The 16,007-nt window shown below is 60.5% G+C and carries 16 protein-coding genes; 6 read left to right on the forward strand and 10 right to left on the reverse strand.

The annotated features are described in order from the left end of the window. Positions 1 to 534: hypothetical protein (locus ACYCUK_RS19715; RefSeq protein ID WP_461596356.1), on the reverse strand; the 534-nt coding region annotated here is incomplete at its 3' end. On the opposite strand from ACYCUK_RS19715, the gene ACYCUK_RS19720 reads away from it, so the two are divergent. Continuing rightward, on the forward strand, positions 527 to 1,081 hold the full coding sequence (locus ACYCUK_RS19720; RefSeq protein ID WP_461596357.1) for a hypothetical protein: 555 nt from the start codon (positions 527 to 529) through the stop codon (positions 1,079 to 1,081). The two genes, ACYCUK_RS19715 and ACYCUK_RS19720, sit on opposite strands and share 8 nt — an antisense overlap. Positions 1,082 to 1,798: 717 nt before the next feature. On the opposite strand, the gene ACYCUK_RS19725 is transcribed toward ACYCUK_RS19720, so the two are convergent. Further along, positions 1,799 to 3,487, reverse strand: a complete 1,689-nt coding sequence (locus ACYCUK_RS19725) for an AAA family ATPase (RefSeq protein WP_461596358.1) — start codon at positions 3,485 to 3,487, stop codon at positions 1,799 to 1,801. 122 nt (positions 3,488 to 3,609) lie between these two features. Continuing rightward, the gene (locus tag ACYCUK_RS19730) at positions 3,610 to 3,861 is read right to left on the reverse strand and encodes a hypothetical protein (protein WP_461596359.1); all 252 of its coding nucleotides are present in this window, start codon (positions 3,859 to 3,861) and stop codon (positions 3,610 to 3,612) included. A 260-nt stretch (positions 3,862 to 4,121) separates the two neighbouring features. On the opposite strand from ACYCUK_RS19730, the gene ACYCUK_RS19735 reads away from it, so the two are divergent. Continuing rightward, a complete protein-coding gene (locus ACYCUK_RS19735) occupies positions 4,122 to 4,556 on the forward strand; it encodes a hypothetical protein (protein WP_461596360.1) in 435 nt (144 codons plus the stop codon). Between the two features lie 238 nt (positions 4,557 to 4,794). Here the strand turns inward: ACYCUK_RS19735 and ACYCUK_RS19740 are convergent, their stop codons facing one another. From ACYCUK_RS19740 to ACYCUK_RS19770, 7 genes are all read right to left on the reverse strand, one after another. Continuing rightward, positions 4,795 to 5,088 (reverse strand): hypothetical protein, encoded by a 294-nt coding sequence (locus ACYCUK_RS19740; protein ID WP_461596361.1) that lies wholly within the window; start codon positions 5,086 to 5,088, stop codon positions 4,795 to 4,797. A 2-nt stretch (positions 5,089 to 5,090) separates the two neighbouring features. After that, positions 5,091 to 6,047: a phosphatidate cytidylyltransferase gene (locus ACYCUK_RS19745; protein WP_461596362.1), complete on the reverse strand. Its 957-nt coding sequence runs from the start codon at positions 6,045 to 6,047 to the stop codon at positions 5,091 to 5,093. Continuing rightward, on the reverse strand, positions 6,044 to 6,703 hold the full coding sequence (locus tag ACYCUK_RS19750; protein ID WP_461596363.1) for a lysophospholipid acyltransferase family protein: 660 nt from the start codon (positions 6,701 to 6,703) through the stop codon (positions 6,044 to 6,046). The genes ACYCUK_RS19745 and ACYCUK_RS19750 overlap by 4 nt, the downstream gene beginning before the upstream one ends. Further along, positions 6,696 to 7,253 (reverse strand): CDP-alcohol phosphatidyltransferase family protein, encoded by a 558-nt coding sequence (locus ACYCUK_RS19755; RefSeq protein ID WP_461596364.1) that lies wholly within the window; start codon positions 7,251 to 7,253, stop codon positions 6,696 to 6,698. The genes ACYCUK_RS19750 and ACYCUK_RS19755 overlap by 8 nt, the downstream gene beginning before the upstream one ends. Before the next feature lie 758 nt (positions 7,254 to 8,011). Continuing rightward, positions 8,012 to 9,379, reverse strand: coding sequence for a sigma-54-dependent transcriptional regulator (locus tag ACYCUK_RS19760; RefSeq protein WP_461596365.1), 1,368 nt, complete (start codon positions 9,377 to 9,379; stop codon positions 8,012 to 8,014). A gap of 64 nt (positions 9,380 to 9,443) precedes the next feature. Beyond that, positions 9,444 to 10,889, reverse strand: a complete 1,446-nt coding sequence (locus tag ACYCUK_RS19765) for a sensor histidine kinase (protein WP_461596366.1) — start codon at positions 10,887 to 10,889, stop codon at positions 9,444 to 9,446. Next, entirely contained in the window at positions 10,886 to 11,776 is an 891-nt protein-coding gene (locus ACYCUK_RS19770; RefSeq protein WP_461596367.1) for a substrate-binding domain-containing protein, read from the reverse strand. The genes ACYCUK_RS19765 and ACYCUK_RS19770 overlap by 4 nt, the downstream gene beginning before the upstream one ends. Positions 11,777 to 11,985: 209 nt before the next feature. On the opposite strand from ACYCUK_RS19770, the gene ACYCUK_RS19775 reads away from it, so the two are divergent. The 4 genes from ACYCUK_RS19775 to ACYCUK_RS19790 form a co-directional block, all read left to right on the forward strand. Continuing rightward, positions 11,986 to 12,525: an arsenate reductase (azurin) small subunit gene (locus tag ACYCUK_RS19775; RefSeq protein WP_461596368.1), complete on the forward strand. Its 540-nt coding sequence runs from the start codon at positions 11,986 to 11,988 to the stop codon at positions 12,523 to 12,525. Positions 12,526 to 12,552: 27 nt separating this feature from the next. Then, complete coding sequence (locus ACYCUK_RS19780; protein ID WP_461596369.1) at positions 12,553 to 15,081, forward strand: arsenate reductase (azurin) large subunit; 2,529 nt, start codon at positions 12,553 to 12,555, stop codon at positions 15,079 to 15,081. A gap of 151 nt (positions 15,082 to 15,232) precedes the next feature. Beyond that, on the forward strand, positions 15,233 to 15,544 hold the full coding sequence (locus ACYCUK_RS19785; RefSeq protein ID WP_461596370.1) for a c-type cytochrome: 312 nt from the start codon (positions 15,233 to 15,235) through the stop codon (positions 15,542 to 15,544). Positions 15,545 to 15,652: 108 nt separating this feature from the next. Next, the coding region (locus ACYCUK_RS19790; protein ID WP_461596371.1) for an ArsR/SmtB family transcription factor at positions 15,653 to 16,007 on the forward strand (355 nt) is incomplete at its 3' end.

Raw genomic sequence — 16,007 nt, forward strand, 5'->3', positions numbered from 1 at the left:
GAGATCATCGGCGCAGCGTTCCAGATCGCTTGCAACCTCGCGTGCAACGGGTATCGAGGTGTAGGCAACCTCGCGGGATGAGGCGTCCCTGCGTTCGAGGGGCGCGGAAACCGAGCGAGCGCGTTGCGGGGGTTGTGGTGCGGACAACGCGTAGTCGGCATGCATCCCCGCGAACCGTCGCTTGGCCTGTTCGTCCTCGTGGCGCTTGGCTTCGGCCGAGAGTTCGCTGGGGTTGTCGAACGCGAGGGAGAAGATGTCACGGAGCGGCGTTGTTTTGCCAAAGGATGCGGGCGTCTGCCCGTGAGGCCTGGCCACAGGCCAGCGCGCGACAAGCGCCTCGGCGAGCGCGTCGTAGTCCGGTCGATGGGTCGAGGTATCGCCATCGCTGCAAGGCCGACGGCAGCGCTCCATCGTCGAGCGCAGCGTTGAGCCGTTCCTGGCCTCCACGAGATAGAGCGGGATCGCCGAGTCGACGAGGATGTTGGCCTCGTCGGTGGTCAGCCAAACGCACAGGATTCCGCGTGCCTTGAACATGCGCGCGCAACACGGTGTCGGTTTCGCTTTGGCGCGACGCCAGGATCTCGAAAACAACCCGACGATCATCCTGGGACGCCAGGCAGTTCGCGCGCCAGGCTTGCGGCTCGGCACCGCCTTCGGTCGCGGGATCCGAGCAGGACACCTCGACATCGGCCTGCCATCCCAAGCTGCGGGACATGTGCGCGGCGAGGTGTTTCAGCGTCCAGTGCTCGATCGTCTCCAGCGCGATGCCGTGATCGGCCTCCGTGGGGTCCTTCGCAGATCCGACGCAGGGCGAGTACGGCTTGTGGCTGAAGAACGGAACGTTTGCGCGGCTTCTCGACAAGAACAGGGCCTCGCCGCAGCAGGTGAACCGAAAGGGCGCGAGCCGATTGCGCAAGCGCAGTTCACGCCATCCAGCGTCATCTTCGAAGTAACGCATCGAATCGATCTCGGCGCCATCGGCGTCCTGGCAAAACTGGCCCATGGGGTCTGGTCCTCGAAGAGAAGCCCGGTGCGAACCGGGTTGCGGCTGATCCAACCGATCTGTCGCGCGCACGCGTAGCAGAGAGGAAGGGTGCAACCGATGTTCTCCCCGACGACGATGAAAGCAAGCCGGAAACACACGGCTGTCGGAGTCGCCAAGGCGGATGGCCTCTCAACCCCGCGCGCGCGGGGAACACGACTTTGCGTGAGTGCTTCCAGTTCCTCAACGCCTCTCAACCCCGCGCGCGGGGAACACTCGCGAGTGTGTTGAAGGGCAAATCCGAGGCGAAATCGTCGCAACCAATGCATCGTTCGCAACAGCAAAAACAGGTCAATTTGATGCAGCTTTCAAAAATGCGGCGGATCCGTTGGCGTTGATGCTCGACACAGGTCGGCGGCGCTTGGCGCGGCCACTTCTCGCGGCTGGGGTCCGCTCGCAAATCATCGGCATCCAAGCGTGGGCTTGACCATCCAGCGTGCATTGATCAGGCGCGCAGCAAGCCCGCCGTTCAGCCCACAGAAAATTGTGACCTTTGCGCAAAACCGTGACCTTTCGTGGGCTGGTTATGCGCAAGATCAAGCACTTGCGGTGGCTGGGCGCGTTCCGTCGCGGAATTCCGAGGGTTGTGCAGAAGGTTTGGCGCGTGGCGCGTCGTCCGCCAAAAGACTGAGAAATAACGGCCAGCGAGAGCGACAAGCTGCAAGTTGATTTCACCAAGAAACCAGGTTTGGTCGAGGTGGTTTCACCTCTCTTCTATCCTGCGAAGGTGTGGCAAGCGGGCCGTCCAATCATGGACTACCGCAAGAACCCGATCCCGTGCGCCTTGCGCGTTGACGCTTGAGCGAAATCCTCGTGTACCAGGTTGCGGCGCTGCTGCATCGCTGCCCGGCCGATGGCACGCTCCACGGCTTTACGCATGTCACGCGGCGGCAGGGTTGTGATGGTGGCGAGCACATCCTCGTCGGGGGTGTCGAAGTCGGTCAGGCGAAACTGCTGCAGCGCTTTGCGCACCAGCGAGCTGGCGATCACCAGCGACTGCTCGCGCGTCGGCGGCTCGATCTCGAACACCTCGAATCGGTTCAAAAGTGGTTTGTCGATGCCATCCAGTCGGTTGGCCGTGGCCACCCACGCGAGATGGCTGGCGTCGAACGGCAAGCCGATGCTCTGGTCCTTGAAGGATCGCGCCGTTTCGGGCTCCAGCAGCGTATGCAGGGGAGCAAGCGGCGGATATTGGCTGTGCGTCGGCGCTTTGTCGATCTCGTCCAGCAAGATCATGGAGGTGACCGGGTGCGTGTCCATCCCGTGCGGACGCAGCACCGCGTTGAACAGGAGGCCTGGGGCGGAGTTTGACCAGTACGATTCCGACCCAGCCAGAGCGGCCGGGGATTGGGCGGTGTCCATGGCCAGCCTGTGCACGGGCGCGTCGATGGCTGCGGCGATCTCGTTGGCGAAAAACGATTTGCCGATCCCAGCCGAGCCCGCGAGCAAGATGGGCGGAAACGCGATGGCTGCGCCGCCCAGTTGGGCGATGGCTGCGCGTGCGGCAAGCAATTCCAGAACATCACCAAAATTCGGGAGGGTTGCGCGGAGGGCCAGAAGGCGGTCAGATAGGGTGGGGTCCTGGACAATCTTGCGCAGGCCGCCACGCGCGGCGACAGCACTCAGGATTTCGAAGTAACCGCCCTTGCGCGCCTGGTGATCGCTGGGTGGAGTCGCCAGGAATGCGGCCATGTCCTCGCGTGAGACGATGCGCACGAGACACTCAGGACGATGCAGCACGGCATGCACGGTATCCGCCGCGAACAGGGCCAGAACCTCCTCCGGCGAGTTTCTTCGTGATGCTGAGAGGAACTCAGCAGCCGTCGTGAGTTCCTGTGGCCTCGCCGAAGCTTGCGGCGCCTTCGGCGCAACGGCCGCATCGGCGACGGCCGCTGAGCGCGAGACGACTGGCGGCAGCGCGAGATCGATCACGTCAAGAAGCTCGGAGATTTTGTCTCTCGCGATGTGGATGTCCGGCGAGCCCGGGAAGCCATGTGCGCGGATGGCGCGGGCCAGACCCGCGTTGCGACTGCGAATCGCGCACTCGACCGCCACGTCGGCGAACAACTGCTTGTCAGGGCCGAGCCGGTCGTAGAGAGTGGGGCTGGAGAGGATCAGGCGCGTGAGATCGGACGCTTCCCGGAGGGCGTCACCGTCGCCAGAAAAAACCCGCGGCTGGAGCGCCCGCGCCAGACCGCGCGGGGAATCGAGGTCTGCGGCAAGACTCCACCAGCGCGCAGCCGCCTCGGCGCCATCGCCGCCCAGCGCTGGCAAGGCGTCGGCGACCTTCTCCGCGGTGATGGACCCGGCATCCCTGGCTTCCGGGGTGATCTGCGCAAGGGCTTGAGCCAGCGCATCGAGGGCTGAAAACGGGAAAGGCGTGGTTACCTGTGCCGGGGCGGCGGCCCGCTCGGACGCGCGATGACGGGGTTTGGGGTGTGCCATGCGGAGAATCCTTGCATGGCAACGACATGTCGCAAACCCGAAAACAGCGCATGGGGTGAGCGGATTCGCGTCACGTCGGTTCGTGCACCTGGGATGCCAGCGCGAACCGGCAGACGAATCGATCAGTGCGCGCTTGCTTTGCGAAGTTCGACTTCGATGCGCGCGATGGTGACTGCGAGAGCGTCGGACGCCGGGGTGGACTCGGACGGGGAGAGCGCGAGGGATGCGTCGGATTCGGCTTGTCGGATCTTGGCTGCCTGCACGAGAGGGTCCCAGTCTGTTTCTGGGTTGTAGTTGTCGGTTGCGGCGGCTGCAGTGAGTGCGTCGATTTCGGCGATGGTCTTGCCGATGAGATGGCTGTCTTCGTGAGGCATTTTGTGTCCCGTGGAATGCATGACACCAGTATGCCACGAGACGCGTCAAATGCAATCTGCGCAAGAACAAGAGGTTACGGAGCAACCCAAGGCAGACGGAATATTGGGCAAAAGAAGCAGCGATTTGATGCGAACGAGTCAATCAAGTCACAGGATAATTGTCTGGAAACGATTAACCCAATCCGCTCAAGCGGGACAAGTTCAACCCATCCGGGCGTTATGCTCCATGGGGCCATGCGTCGGAACTTCTGGAGAAGACCATGGCTGCATTCAAAGTGTTTTCAGGCGGGCTTTCACCTTTTGACGACGCCCACAAGGGTGCGAGACGGTTTGTCGTCCTGCGAGAGCAAAGCGACAACCTGGACATCATCTTCGCAACGTCAAAAAAGCGGCCGGATGGCGCATACCTCTCGGAATCAAGCCAAGCGTTCAGCGGCACGGGGTTTACATGCGCCGTCACGTTGCTCGGCGATGCCTTGGTCCGTGTCCGTAAGGATTCGGTCTGGGTCCGCGACGCGAAGCTTGTAGGCTTTTTGGAGCCCAGGAAAGACTCGCGATTTGGTGAGGATTTTGTCAGGGTTCTCTGCGCGGCGCAGTTAGCCATCTTTACTGCAACGGAAATCCCGCTGTACGCACCAATGGGTCATTCGTACGCCAGACACCTGGAGTACAACGTGATTCGATTCCCCTTGTGAGACGTACGAGACCCAGACCGAAAGACTGGGCGGTCGTTGTCGATCGTCATGACCAGCAACCATCACATCCGCTGCGCACCGTACTCCGGTGCCAGCGGTTTTTTTGCGCCCGTCTTGCGCGTGGATTCCAATGACGAAAAATGCACGAATGCGCTGTGACGGCGTCTGCGCGCGATACGCAACCGGGTCCGCTCCGATGTTTTTCGACTCATGTTGCCGCCCCACACCGGCAGGCAGACTAGGGCGCCGTCCACTCGGAGTGGGATGCGGAGAGGATGTTCGATTGCTGGCGGCAGAACTGCTCAGCATGCACGATGTCCCTCTTGGGAACGCGAATGGCACGGCCATCGCGTGCTGTGAGAATTTGGTCAACACATGGATCTTTGCGGGCCTGGGCCGTGCGTGCGGCGGACGCTGGCAGTCGCATGGTGAAGTAATAGGCAGATCCCCATGCTGCCAGGCCCAGGAACAAGGCGCCGAACGCGCCGAGCTTGAAGCGCAGGAGTTTTTTCGACTTGGAAGTAGGCATCAAGGTCAGGTCCAGAAGAAACGCACGATATGAAAGAAAATCGGCGCGGAAAACACGATCGAGTCAAGACGGTCGAGCATGCCGCCATGGCCTTCGATCATGGCGCCCCAGTCCTTCGCGCCAAGGCTACGCTTGACGGCCGAAAGCACAAGGCCGCCGAAGAAGCCCATGATCACGAGGACCGCGGCGATGACGGCAGCTTGCCATGGGGCAAACGGAGTGATCCACCACAGCGATGCGCCCAGTGCTGTCGCCGCTAACGTGCCGCCCACGAAGCCCTCCACCGTCTTGGACGGACTCAAGGTCGGCGCGATCTTGGTCTTGCCAAGCAGCTTGCCGAAGACGTACTGCAGCACATCACTGGCTTGCACGACGAACACCAGGAAAAACAGCAGCAGGGCATCGCGTCCTTCGTAGCCACGGATGCGCAGCAGCAGGAGCGCCGGTGCGTAGCTCACGCAGTACACCGTGACCATCACCGCCCACTGGATCTTCGCGACTCGCTCAAGAAACAGGTGCGTGTCGCCACCGGAGGCGGCCAGAAGCGGCAGCAGCAGGAAGCCGTAAACAGGGATCAGGATGACGAACAAGCCATACCAGTTCGCCCAGATCAGCAGGTACTGCAGCGGCAGCAGCACGAAGAAGGCCACTGCGAGGGCCAAATGGTCGCCCGTCCGCGTGGGGGTCAGCGAGATGAACTCGCGCAGCGCGAAGAAGGATGCCAACGCGAAGACGGCCACGGTCACGCCGCGCCCGAAGGCAAACGCCACACCGAGAACGGCGACCATGAACCACCACGCGCGAATCCGCGCGTTGAGGTTGTCGACAGTGGCGGATCGAGCGCCTGGAGTTCGGCGATGCAGCGCGTAGCCGACCAACGATGCGACGGTCAGCAGCGCGACAAGTCCAGCGAACAGATCCGCCATGGCGTGCTGCGCGGGAGAGGTGGCAAACAGGCTCATGCTGGGGATCCAAGTTGGGTGACCAGCGAGCGCGCGCGATCGAGGAAGTCGTCTTTGCTCTCGTCGCTTTGAATCTGGAATGGCGCGCCAAAACGCGCGGTGCAGATCAGAGGCACGGGCAAGAGGCTGCCCTTGGGCAGGCTGCGACGCGTGTTGCCGAGATACACGGGAATGATGTTGACGCGAGGATGCGCGCGCGCGAGGTGGTACAGCCCCGCCTTGAACGTGGTGGGCGTGTCGTCGGCGCCGCGCGTGCCCTCGGGGAAAAGGATCAGCGATAGACCGGCGCGCAATGCAGCTTGTGCGGGGTCCAGAATGCGTTCCTTGGGTGTCTCACCCGAGCGGTCGAGCAAGACGGCGCGAAGGCCGCGCAAGGCGATGTGGCGCCGAGTGGCGTTTGCGCCCCAATAGTCCAGAGCAGCCACTGGGCAGGTGTTGGCACGCAGGTCTGCGGGCAGGCATGCCCAGAGCGTGAGCGTGTCGACGTGGCTCGTGTGGTTGGCGATGAAGATACGTGGCGCAGCGCCGAGGTCGGGAAGGCCACTCCCATCGCGCGCGGTGAAGGTCGGCACAGCGGCGAAAAGAGCCTTGACCGCAACCAGCAAGGCCAGTGCAGTCAGTGTGTTTGCCGGGCTCGGCGCTGGCGTTTCAGTCATGGCCCAGGCGCCTCGCGATTGCCGCCGTGCGATTGGCGCAGGTCGCGGCGCTGCCAACGAGGAGAACGAGCAACGCGACACGAAGCGCTGCGTTCGGCGTGCCCGTGAAAGCCAGTTCAATGGCCGCCGCAAGCAGGCCCATCACGGCAACCCACATGCGCGCCTGTTTGGCCAGCGGGCCGCGATAGTCCTGCGAAAGGCCTAAAGCGCCACCAAGGAGGCGCACATAAGCGGTGGCTACAGCAAAGAGAGCTGCCGCCCAACCCAGCGATGGAGCACTGCAGGCCATGCCCATGGCGATCATCACCAGGGCGTCTGAAATGCGGTCGGGAATATCGTTGTACAGCGGCCCTAACGCCGAGTGCCGACCGCCCTCGACCGCCACCATGCCGTCGAGCAGGTTGCACAGGAGACGCACCGGGATCAGGGCTGCGAGCAGCACGTACGACCACGCGGCCGGATCCACCATCACCGCAACGGCGCCAGCCAGCGTGACAAGAACGCTGAAAACCGAGATTTGGTTCGGCGTGATGGGCGTCTTGAGGATCATGCGCGCCAGGTGCTGCGCCCAGCCACTGGAACGCGCGGCAACAGGGCGGCGGTTGGATGCCACTGGTGAACGATTATTGGTCATGCTTGGCGTTCAATGGACGCGAATGGAATGCTGGTTGATTTTTTCGCCGGCAACATCCCGCAGTTGAAGTTACCGAGATGGATGTTGCCGATCATCGTCAGCACTTTAACTGTTGAACTCGGGTGGTCCAGGTTTGCTCCGGCGTGAGAGCGATCTGCCGTTTGCCTTGGACGTCCATGATGACAGTTCCTTCACGCTGAAGTCGATCGGGGCGATGCAATCCGAGATCTGTTTGTACTCACCTCCAGATCCCGCGCAAGTTCGGCTTGACCCTTGGGCGAAGAAAGAGGGGTCGCCGCTGGACAAACTGGCGAGATTGCCCGATCTGTACCTGCGCTCACATACATGACTACAGCCCGCAACCACCCCAAAACCATGCAAATCCGAAGGCTCACATAAACCTCTGCGGCCTACAGCGGACCAACTCGCTTCGTGTCGCCAATCTCAGGTCGTTCCAGATGAAACGCGTGTACGGAAATCACGTCCGGAACAAATATGCGACAAAAGTTTGCTCAGATGACAATCAGCTTGATGCGCGTATGCCTATGGTTAACCCGCATTCAGGCCTGTCAAAGCGATGAAATTCGCTTTGAACTCAGGATTACTCGGACGTCAGCAAGTAAGGCGACAAAAAAGTGCCTGAAACCAGGCTGAAACCTCGCAGTGCTATCGTGCTACTTGCCGTTTTCTGAGTAGTTGCTTGTATTCTGCCCCTCCGTCTTGTAGCGCTTGAGTTTTTCCCACAACGTTTTGCGACTGATGCCCAGGCTGTTGGCAGTCTTCATCATCTGGCCGTGATTCTGAGACACACAATGTCGCAGGTAGTCGCGTTCAATGCGCGCCAGATAGTGGTCCAGGGGCTCGGGGTTGGGCAGCGCTTGCAAGTCTTGCCCTAAAGCACGGTTCGGACAGGGAAGACCGGCTCGTTCCCACCGCACCCAGCAATCGGCTGAAAAGTGATAAGCACGCTCCAGGGTGGCGAAGAGTTCCCGTACGTTGCCCTCCCACGTCTGCAGCTTGGCCCAGGTGACGAATTGCGGGTCGAGTCGCTTGGTTTGGTTCCGGCGTGCATTGAGGACATCCACATGGCGGTGAGCCAGCCATCCGATGTCTTCGACACGTTCGCGCAGAGGGGGCAAATGAATCGGTATGCCGCTGAGCCGGAAATAGAGATCCTGCCTGAATGCCCCGGTATCGACGAGCTTGTCGAGCGGCTTGTGCGTTGCGCAGATCACGCGCACCTTGACCTGAATCGCCCGCTCGCTGCCGACGCGCCGTATCTGCCCATCCTGCAGGACACGCAGCAGCTTGACCTGGACGTTGGGTGGCATGTCGCCGACCTCGTCGAGAAAGAGCACGCCACCATCGGCCTGCTCGAAAACACCGCTATGGCGCTTGCCGGCTCCCGTGAATGCGCCGGCCTCGTGACCGAACAGTTCGGATTCGAGCAGGTTTTCGCTGATCGCGGCGCAATTAATGGCGACGAAAGGAATCGTCTTGCGTTGCTGCTCCAGCATCAGGGTATGGATGCGTTGCGCGACCACTTCCTTGCCCGTGCCAGACTCTCCTTGGAGCAGTACCGGAAGGTCCATCGTGGCGATGCGGGCAATGAGGTTCTCGAGCGCTTGTGAGACTGGCGAGGCGCCGAACCAGGCATCTGGAGAAGCGCAGGGGGTCGGCAGCCAGTCGTGCAGGCGCTGCATCAGGGCGTCGACGTCGAATGGCTTTTGAATGTAATCCCAGGCTCCTTGGCGAACCAAATGCACGGCCTGGTCGACCGAACCGAACCCGGTCATGAAAACCGCTGGCGGGCAGCAGCCACCATAGCGCCGGACCATGGTGGCGAGCAGGCTTTCTCCGTCGCCATCAGGCAGGCGGATGTCACTTAGCACCAGCGGGTACAGCCTTTCCTGCAGGGCTTCGCGCGCCTCGGCCAGGTTGTGAGCCCATTCGACCTGGTAGTGCTCGAGTTGCAGGCGCTGGAGCAGAGATTCGCCCATGATCGGGTCGTCTTCCACCAACAAAACGGTGTGATCTTGCACGGCACGTCTCCTCGGGGTTTTGTCATGCGGCTCTTGCGGTCGCATTCATCAAATGTAATGTCAATCAGCCCGAGTGGCGTAGCGGGATTTCGATCATGGCTGTCGTCGTACCCGCTGCATGCGACAGGGTCAGACTGCCACCGATGTCCAACAGCAACCTGCGACTTTCCCACAGTCCGAAACCAGACGTGGAGGGAAGCCCGGATGGGCTATTGCCGTCCATGGCCGTCACAGGCGGTGCGGCCCCTTGATTGCGCACCGTGATCCGCAAAGTCCCTGCAGCGGCTGAAAGCTCAGCCGCGAAAACCAGCGTGGAGCCCACCAGCGCGGCGTGGCAGGCATTGAGCAGAATATTGAGCGTGGCCTGCCGCACGGGGCCGGCGGCCAGAGGGATGCTCTCGGGCACGTCGAACCCGGTTTGCAAGGCAATCTGTCGCTCGTGGCGGCAGGGTCCGACAAGTTCCACCAGATCGCATAGATCCTGCTGCATGAGATCACGCTCGGCGGGGCGTGTCTGAGCCAGCAGCGCTTGAGCAATGGTGCGCAATTGTTCGAGGCCGCGGTCGAGTAGGTTCAGGGTTTGCTGTGTGGTGTCGTCGAAGCTTCCGAAGCGCTTCGCGGTACGCACGGCATTGATCATGCCTCCCAGTGGGTTGTTGATTTCATGAGCCGTGGCCGCAGCCAGGGCTCCGACTGCGGCGAGTTTTTCGGCACGCCGGGATTGCTCGACCTGTTCCAGCAATTGGGTAAAGGCACGCGCCAATGCACCGACCTCGTCCGCGCGGCCCGCAAGCGCCGAGCCCACCCGCTGCGCCTGACCGTTGTCCAGTGCCATCGACTGCCGCAACCTCGCCAGAGGGCTGAGCATGCGTCGATTAAGCATCCAGATAATGGGCACGAAGAGCGCAACGGCAAGCGCCGTGATGGTTCCGATCCACCACAGCATGGATAGCAGCCGGGAGCGGTACAGCGCATCGCTCACCGCATAGACCAAGGTGCCTGCGCTTGGGCCCGAACCACCGCGCAATGCGCTGACGTAAATGCGCCAGTGGCCGCTCTGAATGGGAGGTGAAAGTCCAGGTCGGTGACGTCCCTCCAGATTGTCCAGCGATGAGAGTTTCAACGTGCCCGGGGCCCAGAGCGGAGCCCAGTTGGGTGGCCTGGCAGTCGGGAACAAGTGAGGATTCGAACTGGCGAACACGCTCCCGCCCGGGGTTAGCACGACAGCCAGGCTTTGCCCGCTGCCTCGACCGGTTTCAGCCGAGGTGACCGAGGTCAGCGCCTCGTACATGCCCCAGACGTTGTCTTGTTGAATCAAAGAAGGCAGGCTCTTGTTCCAGGCGGCCATGGCTTGAAAAGCGCCCGCATCCACATCCTCGATCAAGTAGCGCTGGGTTAGCCATCCAAGGCCGGAGGCCACCAGCAAAGCGGTCAACACGACCAACGTTGCGGCGACCAGCGGCAGGCGGAATAACAGGGATTGCGGCAACGCCAAGCGCACAAGACTCATGCCGATTCGTAAATCTCACTCAGCGGAATGGGGACGTGGGTGCCATTCAGAATTTCCGTGAGTTCCTGAATACCCGAGAACCACGCCTCCTGAGGCAAAAGAAAACTCTCCAAATCGAGACTTTGCAGAAGTGCCCGGCCTTGTTGGGTGGCTTGTGCCTGTAATAATGCATTTTGTAGGCGCAGATGTAAGCCCATATCCAGATTTTTGCGGGTCACGATGGGAGGGAATCCGTAGTGCCTGGACTTGGCGACAATGCGGGTTTTCAAGGCGGAAGACGAGCCATTCTTCTGGAGAACTTCCCAAATATATCCATCAACGGTACCGGAGTCTGCCAAACCGCTGGCGACTGCCTCGACAACCTTATGTAGTGAATAGGTAAAAAAAGTCGCTCTGAAAAAATTCTGTGGCGTTTGGTTCAGCGAGCGCAAAGCGACAACTGGTACTAGGTATCCTGAATTCGATAAAGGATCGTCGAATGCGAAAACATCGCCTTTCAAACCGGGAAGGCTATGCGGTGCCGTGCGTTTGGCCGACGTGATGAGATAACTCTGATACCAGGGTTGACCATGCCAGCCAGGTTGGGCACACAGGCGGACGAATCCCCGTGCCACGACATAGGGAAAGCCGCAAATCCAAGCGGCTTCCATCTCATCGGAGCGCAACGCTTCGAGTGCTTCCTGATAGGTCGCTTTTTGAATCATCTGAACAGGCATGCGAAGTTCAGTTTGCAGAAAATCCTGCCATTTTGGAATGGCAACATCATGCAAAAAAACGTCGGTGACGCCAAACCGGAATGGTTTTGATCTTGGAGGTTGGTTGCGTTGAGCTAGCGCAGGACTTGCCCATGCTGCGCCAAGTATTTTGAGGGTAGACCTGCGATCCATGATAGGCGTCCAATGTTACGGAAACGAAACGGCTCTTCAAATTAGGGTTTCAATACAGTAACGTTCGGTCGGCAATATTTCCATCTTCCAGCCAACAGAAAATCCGCAAGCTGTTGATTTTTATGCTTGGCCATACTTGAGACAGGGCCGGCATGTGTCTTGCAATGGCAAATCTGCTGTTCTGTGATTGACCACTTCGAGGAGGCATCATGACTGAAAAAGTATCGCGCCGGATTTTCCTGAAAGTTGCCGGCACCAGCGTAGCAGGGGTTGGAGCAGCGGTCAGCCCGGTTGGCTCCGCCGTGGCGGCGGGGAATAATCAAGCCGCTATCCAGGCTGCAGCCGGCGCCGCAGTACTGCCGTATCCCAAGATTTCCGTCGGCAAGGCCCAAAGCATGCAGGCCAACACACCCGTGTCGTTCAGCTATCCGGATGGCGACTCGCCTTGCGTGGCCATCAAGATGGGGCAGCGTGTCGCAGGCGGCGTTGGCCCCGACGGGGACATCGTGGCGTACAGCAATCTTTGCACCCACATGGGCTGCCCCTTGATGTACGACCCGACCACGCAGCGCTTCAAGTGCCCCTGTCACTACAGCATGTTCGATCCCGAGAAGTCGGGTCAGATGATCTGCGGCCAGGCGACCGGAGATCTGCCGCAAATCCAACTCGAGTACGACCCGGCCTCCGACAGTGTTCGCGCCGTGGCCGTCACCGGCCTGATCTACGGCCGCCAGGCCAACGTGCTGTAAGCCCATCACCGTCAGGAGACGAACACCATGTCGCAATTCAAGGATCGTGTCGCGCTGCCGCCGGCAGATGCGCAAAAAACCAATTTGACCTGCCATTTCTGCATCGTGGGCTGTGGCTACCACGCTTACACCTGGGATGCCGACCGCGAGGGCGGACGTGCGCCCCACCAGAACGCGCTGGGGCTCGATTTTCGCAAGCAACTTCCGCCCTTCGCCACCATCATGACCCCGGCGATGACCAATGTGCTGACCGACAAGAACGGCAAGCGTAAAGCCGTCATGATCGTGCCGGACAAGGCCTGCGTCGTCAACCAGGGGCTGAGCTCAACACGGGGGGGCAAAATGGCTTCCTACTTCTACAACGCCGATGGCCTCACCAAAGAGCGTCTGCTTCATCCCCGTGTCTACTATGGTGACCAGTGGATGGACACTTCCTGGGACTACGCCCTCCAGGTTTATGGTGGCATGGTCAAAAAAATTCTGGACGAAGATGGTCCGGACGAGATCGCTGTGGCCATGTTTGACCACGGGGGGGCCGGCGGAGGTTTCGAGAACACGTGGGGCACCGGCAAGCTGATCTTCACCGGTATTCAGACCCCGACGGTGCGCATCCACAACCGTCCGGCGTACAACTCCGAATGCTTCGGCAACCGTGACATGGGCATTTTCGAGCTGAACAACAGCTACGAGGATGCCGAATTGGCTGACGTCATCTGGTCCATCGGCAACAATCCTTACGAAAACCAGACGAACTACTTCCTCGTGCACTGGCTGCCCAATCTGCAGGGCGGCACGGTGGACAAGAAGAAGAAAATGTTCCCTGGCGAACCGGTCGGTCCTGGCAAATTCATCTTCGTCGACCCGCGTCGCAATCCGTCGATTTCGATTTGTGAGGATCTGGCCAAGGATCAAGTTCTGCACTTGGCGATCAATCCCGGCAGCGATGGCGCCCTGTTCAATGGCCTGCTGACCTACATCGTCGATCAAGGCTGGATCAATAAGGACTTCATTGCCAACCACACGGAAGGTTTCGACGCGGCTGTCAAGGCCAACGCCATGTCGCTGGACGAATGCAGTCGCATCACCGGCGTTCCGGTGGCACAGATCAAGCAGGCTGCAGAGTGGAGCTACAAACCCAAGGCTCCGGGTAAGCAGCCACGCACCATGCATGCCTTCGAGAAAGGCATCATCTGGGGCAACAACAACTACGTCACTGAACAAGCCATCGGTGCCGTTGTCGTGGCCACGCACAATGTGGGCAGCCGACGTGGGACAGGCTGGGTGCGCATGGGCGGTCACCAGGAAGGCTACACACGGCCCCCATATCCGGAACCCAAGTCCCGCTATCCGGCCGCCGACTTTCCCATTCCGCGCCATGACAAATTGATCGAGGTTGATACCTACCTCATCAATGGCAAGGGCAAGATGATGACGTTCTGGGCGTGCAACACCTTCCAGACCACCAACAATGCCCAGGCTCTGCGCGAAGCCGTCATTCGCCGCAGTCAGATCGTCAAACAGGCCATGGGCCAGGCACGTGGTGGCGCCACGCCCAAGGAGATGGTGGACGTGATCTACAAGGCGACGCAAAAGGGCGGGTTGTTTGTCGGGATGATGGATATCTACCCCACGATGATTGCCGAGGCGGCCCATGTGATGTTCCCGGGCGCTTTGCCGGGAGAAATGAATCACACCTCGATGAACGGTGAGCGCCGCCTGCGCATGTCCGAGAAGTTCATCGATCCCCCCGGCGAAGCCTTGCCCGACTGTCTGACCGCCGCGCGTATCGCCAACACCATTCGCGTGATGTACGAGGCCGAAGGCAATGCCAAGATGGCCAAGCGCTTCGAAGGTTTCGAGTGGACAACCCCGGAAGATGCCTTCAACGATGGATTCCGCCAGGTCGGTCGACCGGGTGCACCCAAAATCGACAGCGAGGGTTACGCCACGGGCTACATGGCCACGTATGCACTGCTTCGCAAAGCTGGCAACAACGGCGTGCAGATGCCGATCAAGCAGGTTGATGGAGACAAGCTGCTGGGTTCGCCGACGCTTTATCCCGACGACAAGTTCGACACGCCCAATGGCAAGATCCAGGTCTTTCCAGCGAAGTGGGATGGTTGGCTCAAACAGGCAGCCGAGGTCAAGGCCAAGTACAAATTCTGGATCAACAACGGCCGGCTCAATGAAGTCTGGCAGTCTTGGTACAACAACCAATACGACCCCTTCATCATGGACCGTTACCCGATGGCGGTGATCCAGATGAATCCTGCGGATATGGCGACCCTCGGCGTCAAGCCGACCGATGTGGTTGAAATCTACAACGACTACGGCACCACGATGGCAATGGCCTACCCGGAGCCGACCATCAAGCTCAACCAGTCCTTCGTCGTTTTCGGCGCGCCCAAAGGGGTCGTGGGTTCCGTGGTGACCACCGCAACGGATGTGCATTTCCTCGAGTACCACAAGGGAACCTGGGCCGACATTCGTCGGGTCGGCCCGATGCCCGACTGGAAACGTACGGTCTCGACCAAGAGCCGCATGTACGGGGTTTGAATCGCCGCCATTCTCCCAGGCCGAGAAGGCCTTGGGGGAACCGCTGTCCTCCTCCTCGGGCGGCAGTTCCTTGGGCTCCTACCCTGGAGCCCATTTTTTGAATGCGGGGGTCAGTGCATTCCATGTCAAGCCATCAAAACTGAGGAACACGATGAACAAACTTCTTTTGTGCACATTCCTGGCCTTGTTCGCAGCCCAAGCCTGGGCCGCCCCAGACATGATGGCTCTGGCCAAGCAGAAGAACTGTCTGGGCTGCCATGCGGTGGACGCCAAGATCGTCGGCCCCTCCTACAAGGCCGTGGCCGAGAAATACGCTGGCAAGCCCGGTGCCGAGCAAATGCTGGTCAATGCCGTGTTGCATGGCCATGTCGGCACCTGGGGTCAGGTGCCGATGCCGGCCAACACCGATGTCACCCCGGCGCAGGCCAAGCAGTTGGTCGAGTGGATTTTGAGTCTGAAGTAAGCCCGTAGGCCAGAGGGCGGACCAGCCGAGGTCTCATTGAAAGAGGCCTCGGCTGGCGTAACCGCCCACAATCTCTCAGGGAGTTCCCGTCTTCCCACACCGCCAAGCATGCGCTACCAACTTCCTTTTGCCCGCGACATGGGCAGCAACACGGGTTTGCGCGGACAAACCTTGCGCAGGCCTCTCGGCACGCGGGAGGATGACGTCACTGCGGTCTTCGAGGCCGCTGCCGAATTGTTTGCCGCCCTGTCATGCCCGACGCGCCTGGGTATCGTTTGCCACTTACGCCGCCACGCCATGAGCGTGCAGCAGATTGCCGCAAGCATCGGCAGCAGCCAGCCCAACACGTCCCTGCATCTGCGTCATTTGCGCCAGATCGGCATCGTGCATGGCACCCGTGAGGGGCGCGTTGTGACCTACCGCATTGGCAACACCGTCGTGGCCGATCTTTGCAACACCGTCT

The sequence above is a fragment of the Thiomonas sp. genome (genome assembly GCF_054608695.1).

Excerpts from the sequence above, each read along its gene's own strand:
- ACYCUK_RS19750 (WP_461596363.1), bottom strand. The coding sequence starts at position 6,703 with ATGACTGAAACGCCAGCGCCGAGCCCGGCAAACACACTGACTGCACTG.
- ACYCUK_RS19725 (WP_461596358.1), bottom strand. The coding sequence starts at position 3,487 with ATGGCACACCCCAAACCCCGTCATCGCGCGTCCGAGCGGGCCGCCGCC.
- ACYCUK_RS19775 (WP_461596368.1), top strand. The coding sequence starts at position 11,986 with ATGACTGAAAAAGTATCGCGCCGGATTTTCCTGAAAGTTGCCGGCACC.
- ACYCUK_RS19780 (WP_461596369.1), top strand. The coding sequence starts at position 12,553 with ATGTCGCAATTCAAGGATCGTGTCGCGCTGCCGCCGGCAGATGCGCAA.
- ACYCUK_RS19755 (WP_461596364.1), bottom strand. The coding sequence starts at position 7,253 with ATGATCCTCAAGACGCCCATCACGCCGAACCAAATCTCGGTTTTCAGC.
- ACYCUK_RS19765 (WP_461596366.1), bottom strand. The coding sequence starts at position 10,889 with ATGAGTCTTGTGCGCTTGGCGTTGCCGCAATCCCTGTTATTCCGCCTG.
- ACYCUK_RS19770 (WP_461596367.1), bottom strand. The coding sequence starts at position 11,776 with ATGGATCGCAGGTCTACCCTCAAAATACTTGGCGCAGCATGGGCAAGT.
- ACYCUK_RS19735 (WP_461596360.1), top strand. The coding sequence starts at position 4,122 with ATGGCTGCATTCAAAGTGTTTTCAGGCGGGCTTTCACCTTTTGACGAC.
- ACYCUK_RS19785 (WP_461596370.1), top strand. The coding sequence starts at position 15,233 with ATGAACAAACTTCTTTTGTGCACATTCCTGGCCTTGTTCGCAGCCCAA.
- ACYCUK_RS19730 (WP_461596359.1), bottom strand. The coding sequence starts at position 3,861 with ATGCCTCACGAAGACAGCCATCTCATCGGCAAGACCATCGCCGAAATC.
- ACYCUK_RS19745 (WP_461596362.1), bottom strand. The coding sequence starts at position 6,047 with ATGAGCCTGTTTGCCACCTCTCCCGCGCAGCACGCCATGGCGGATCTG.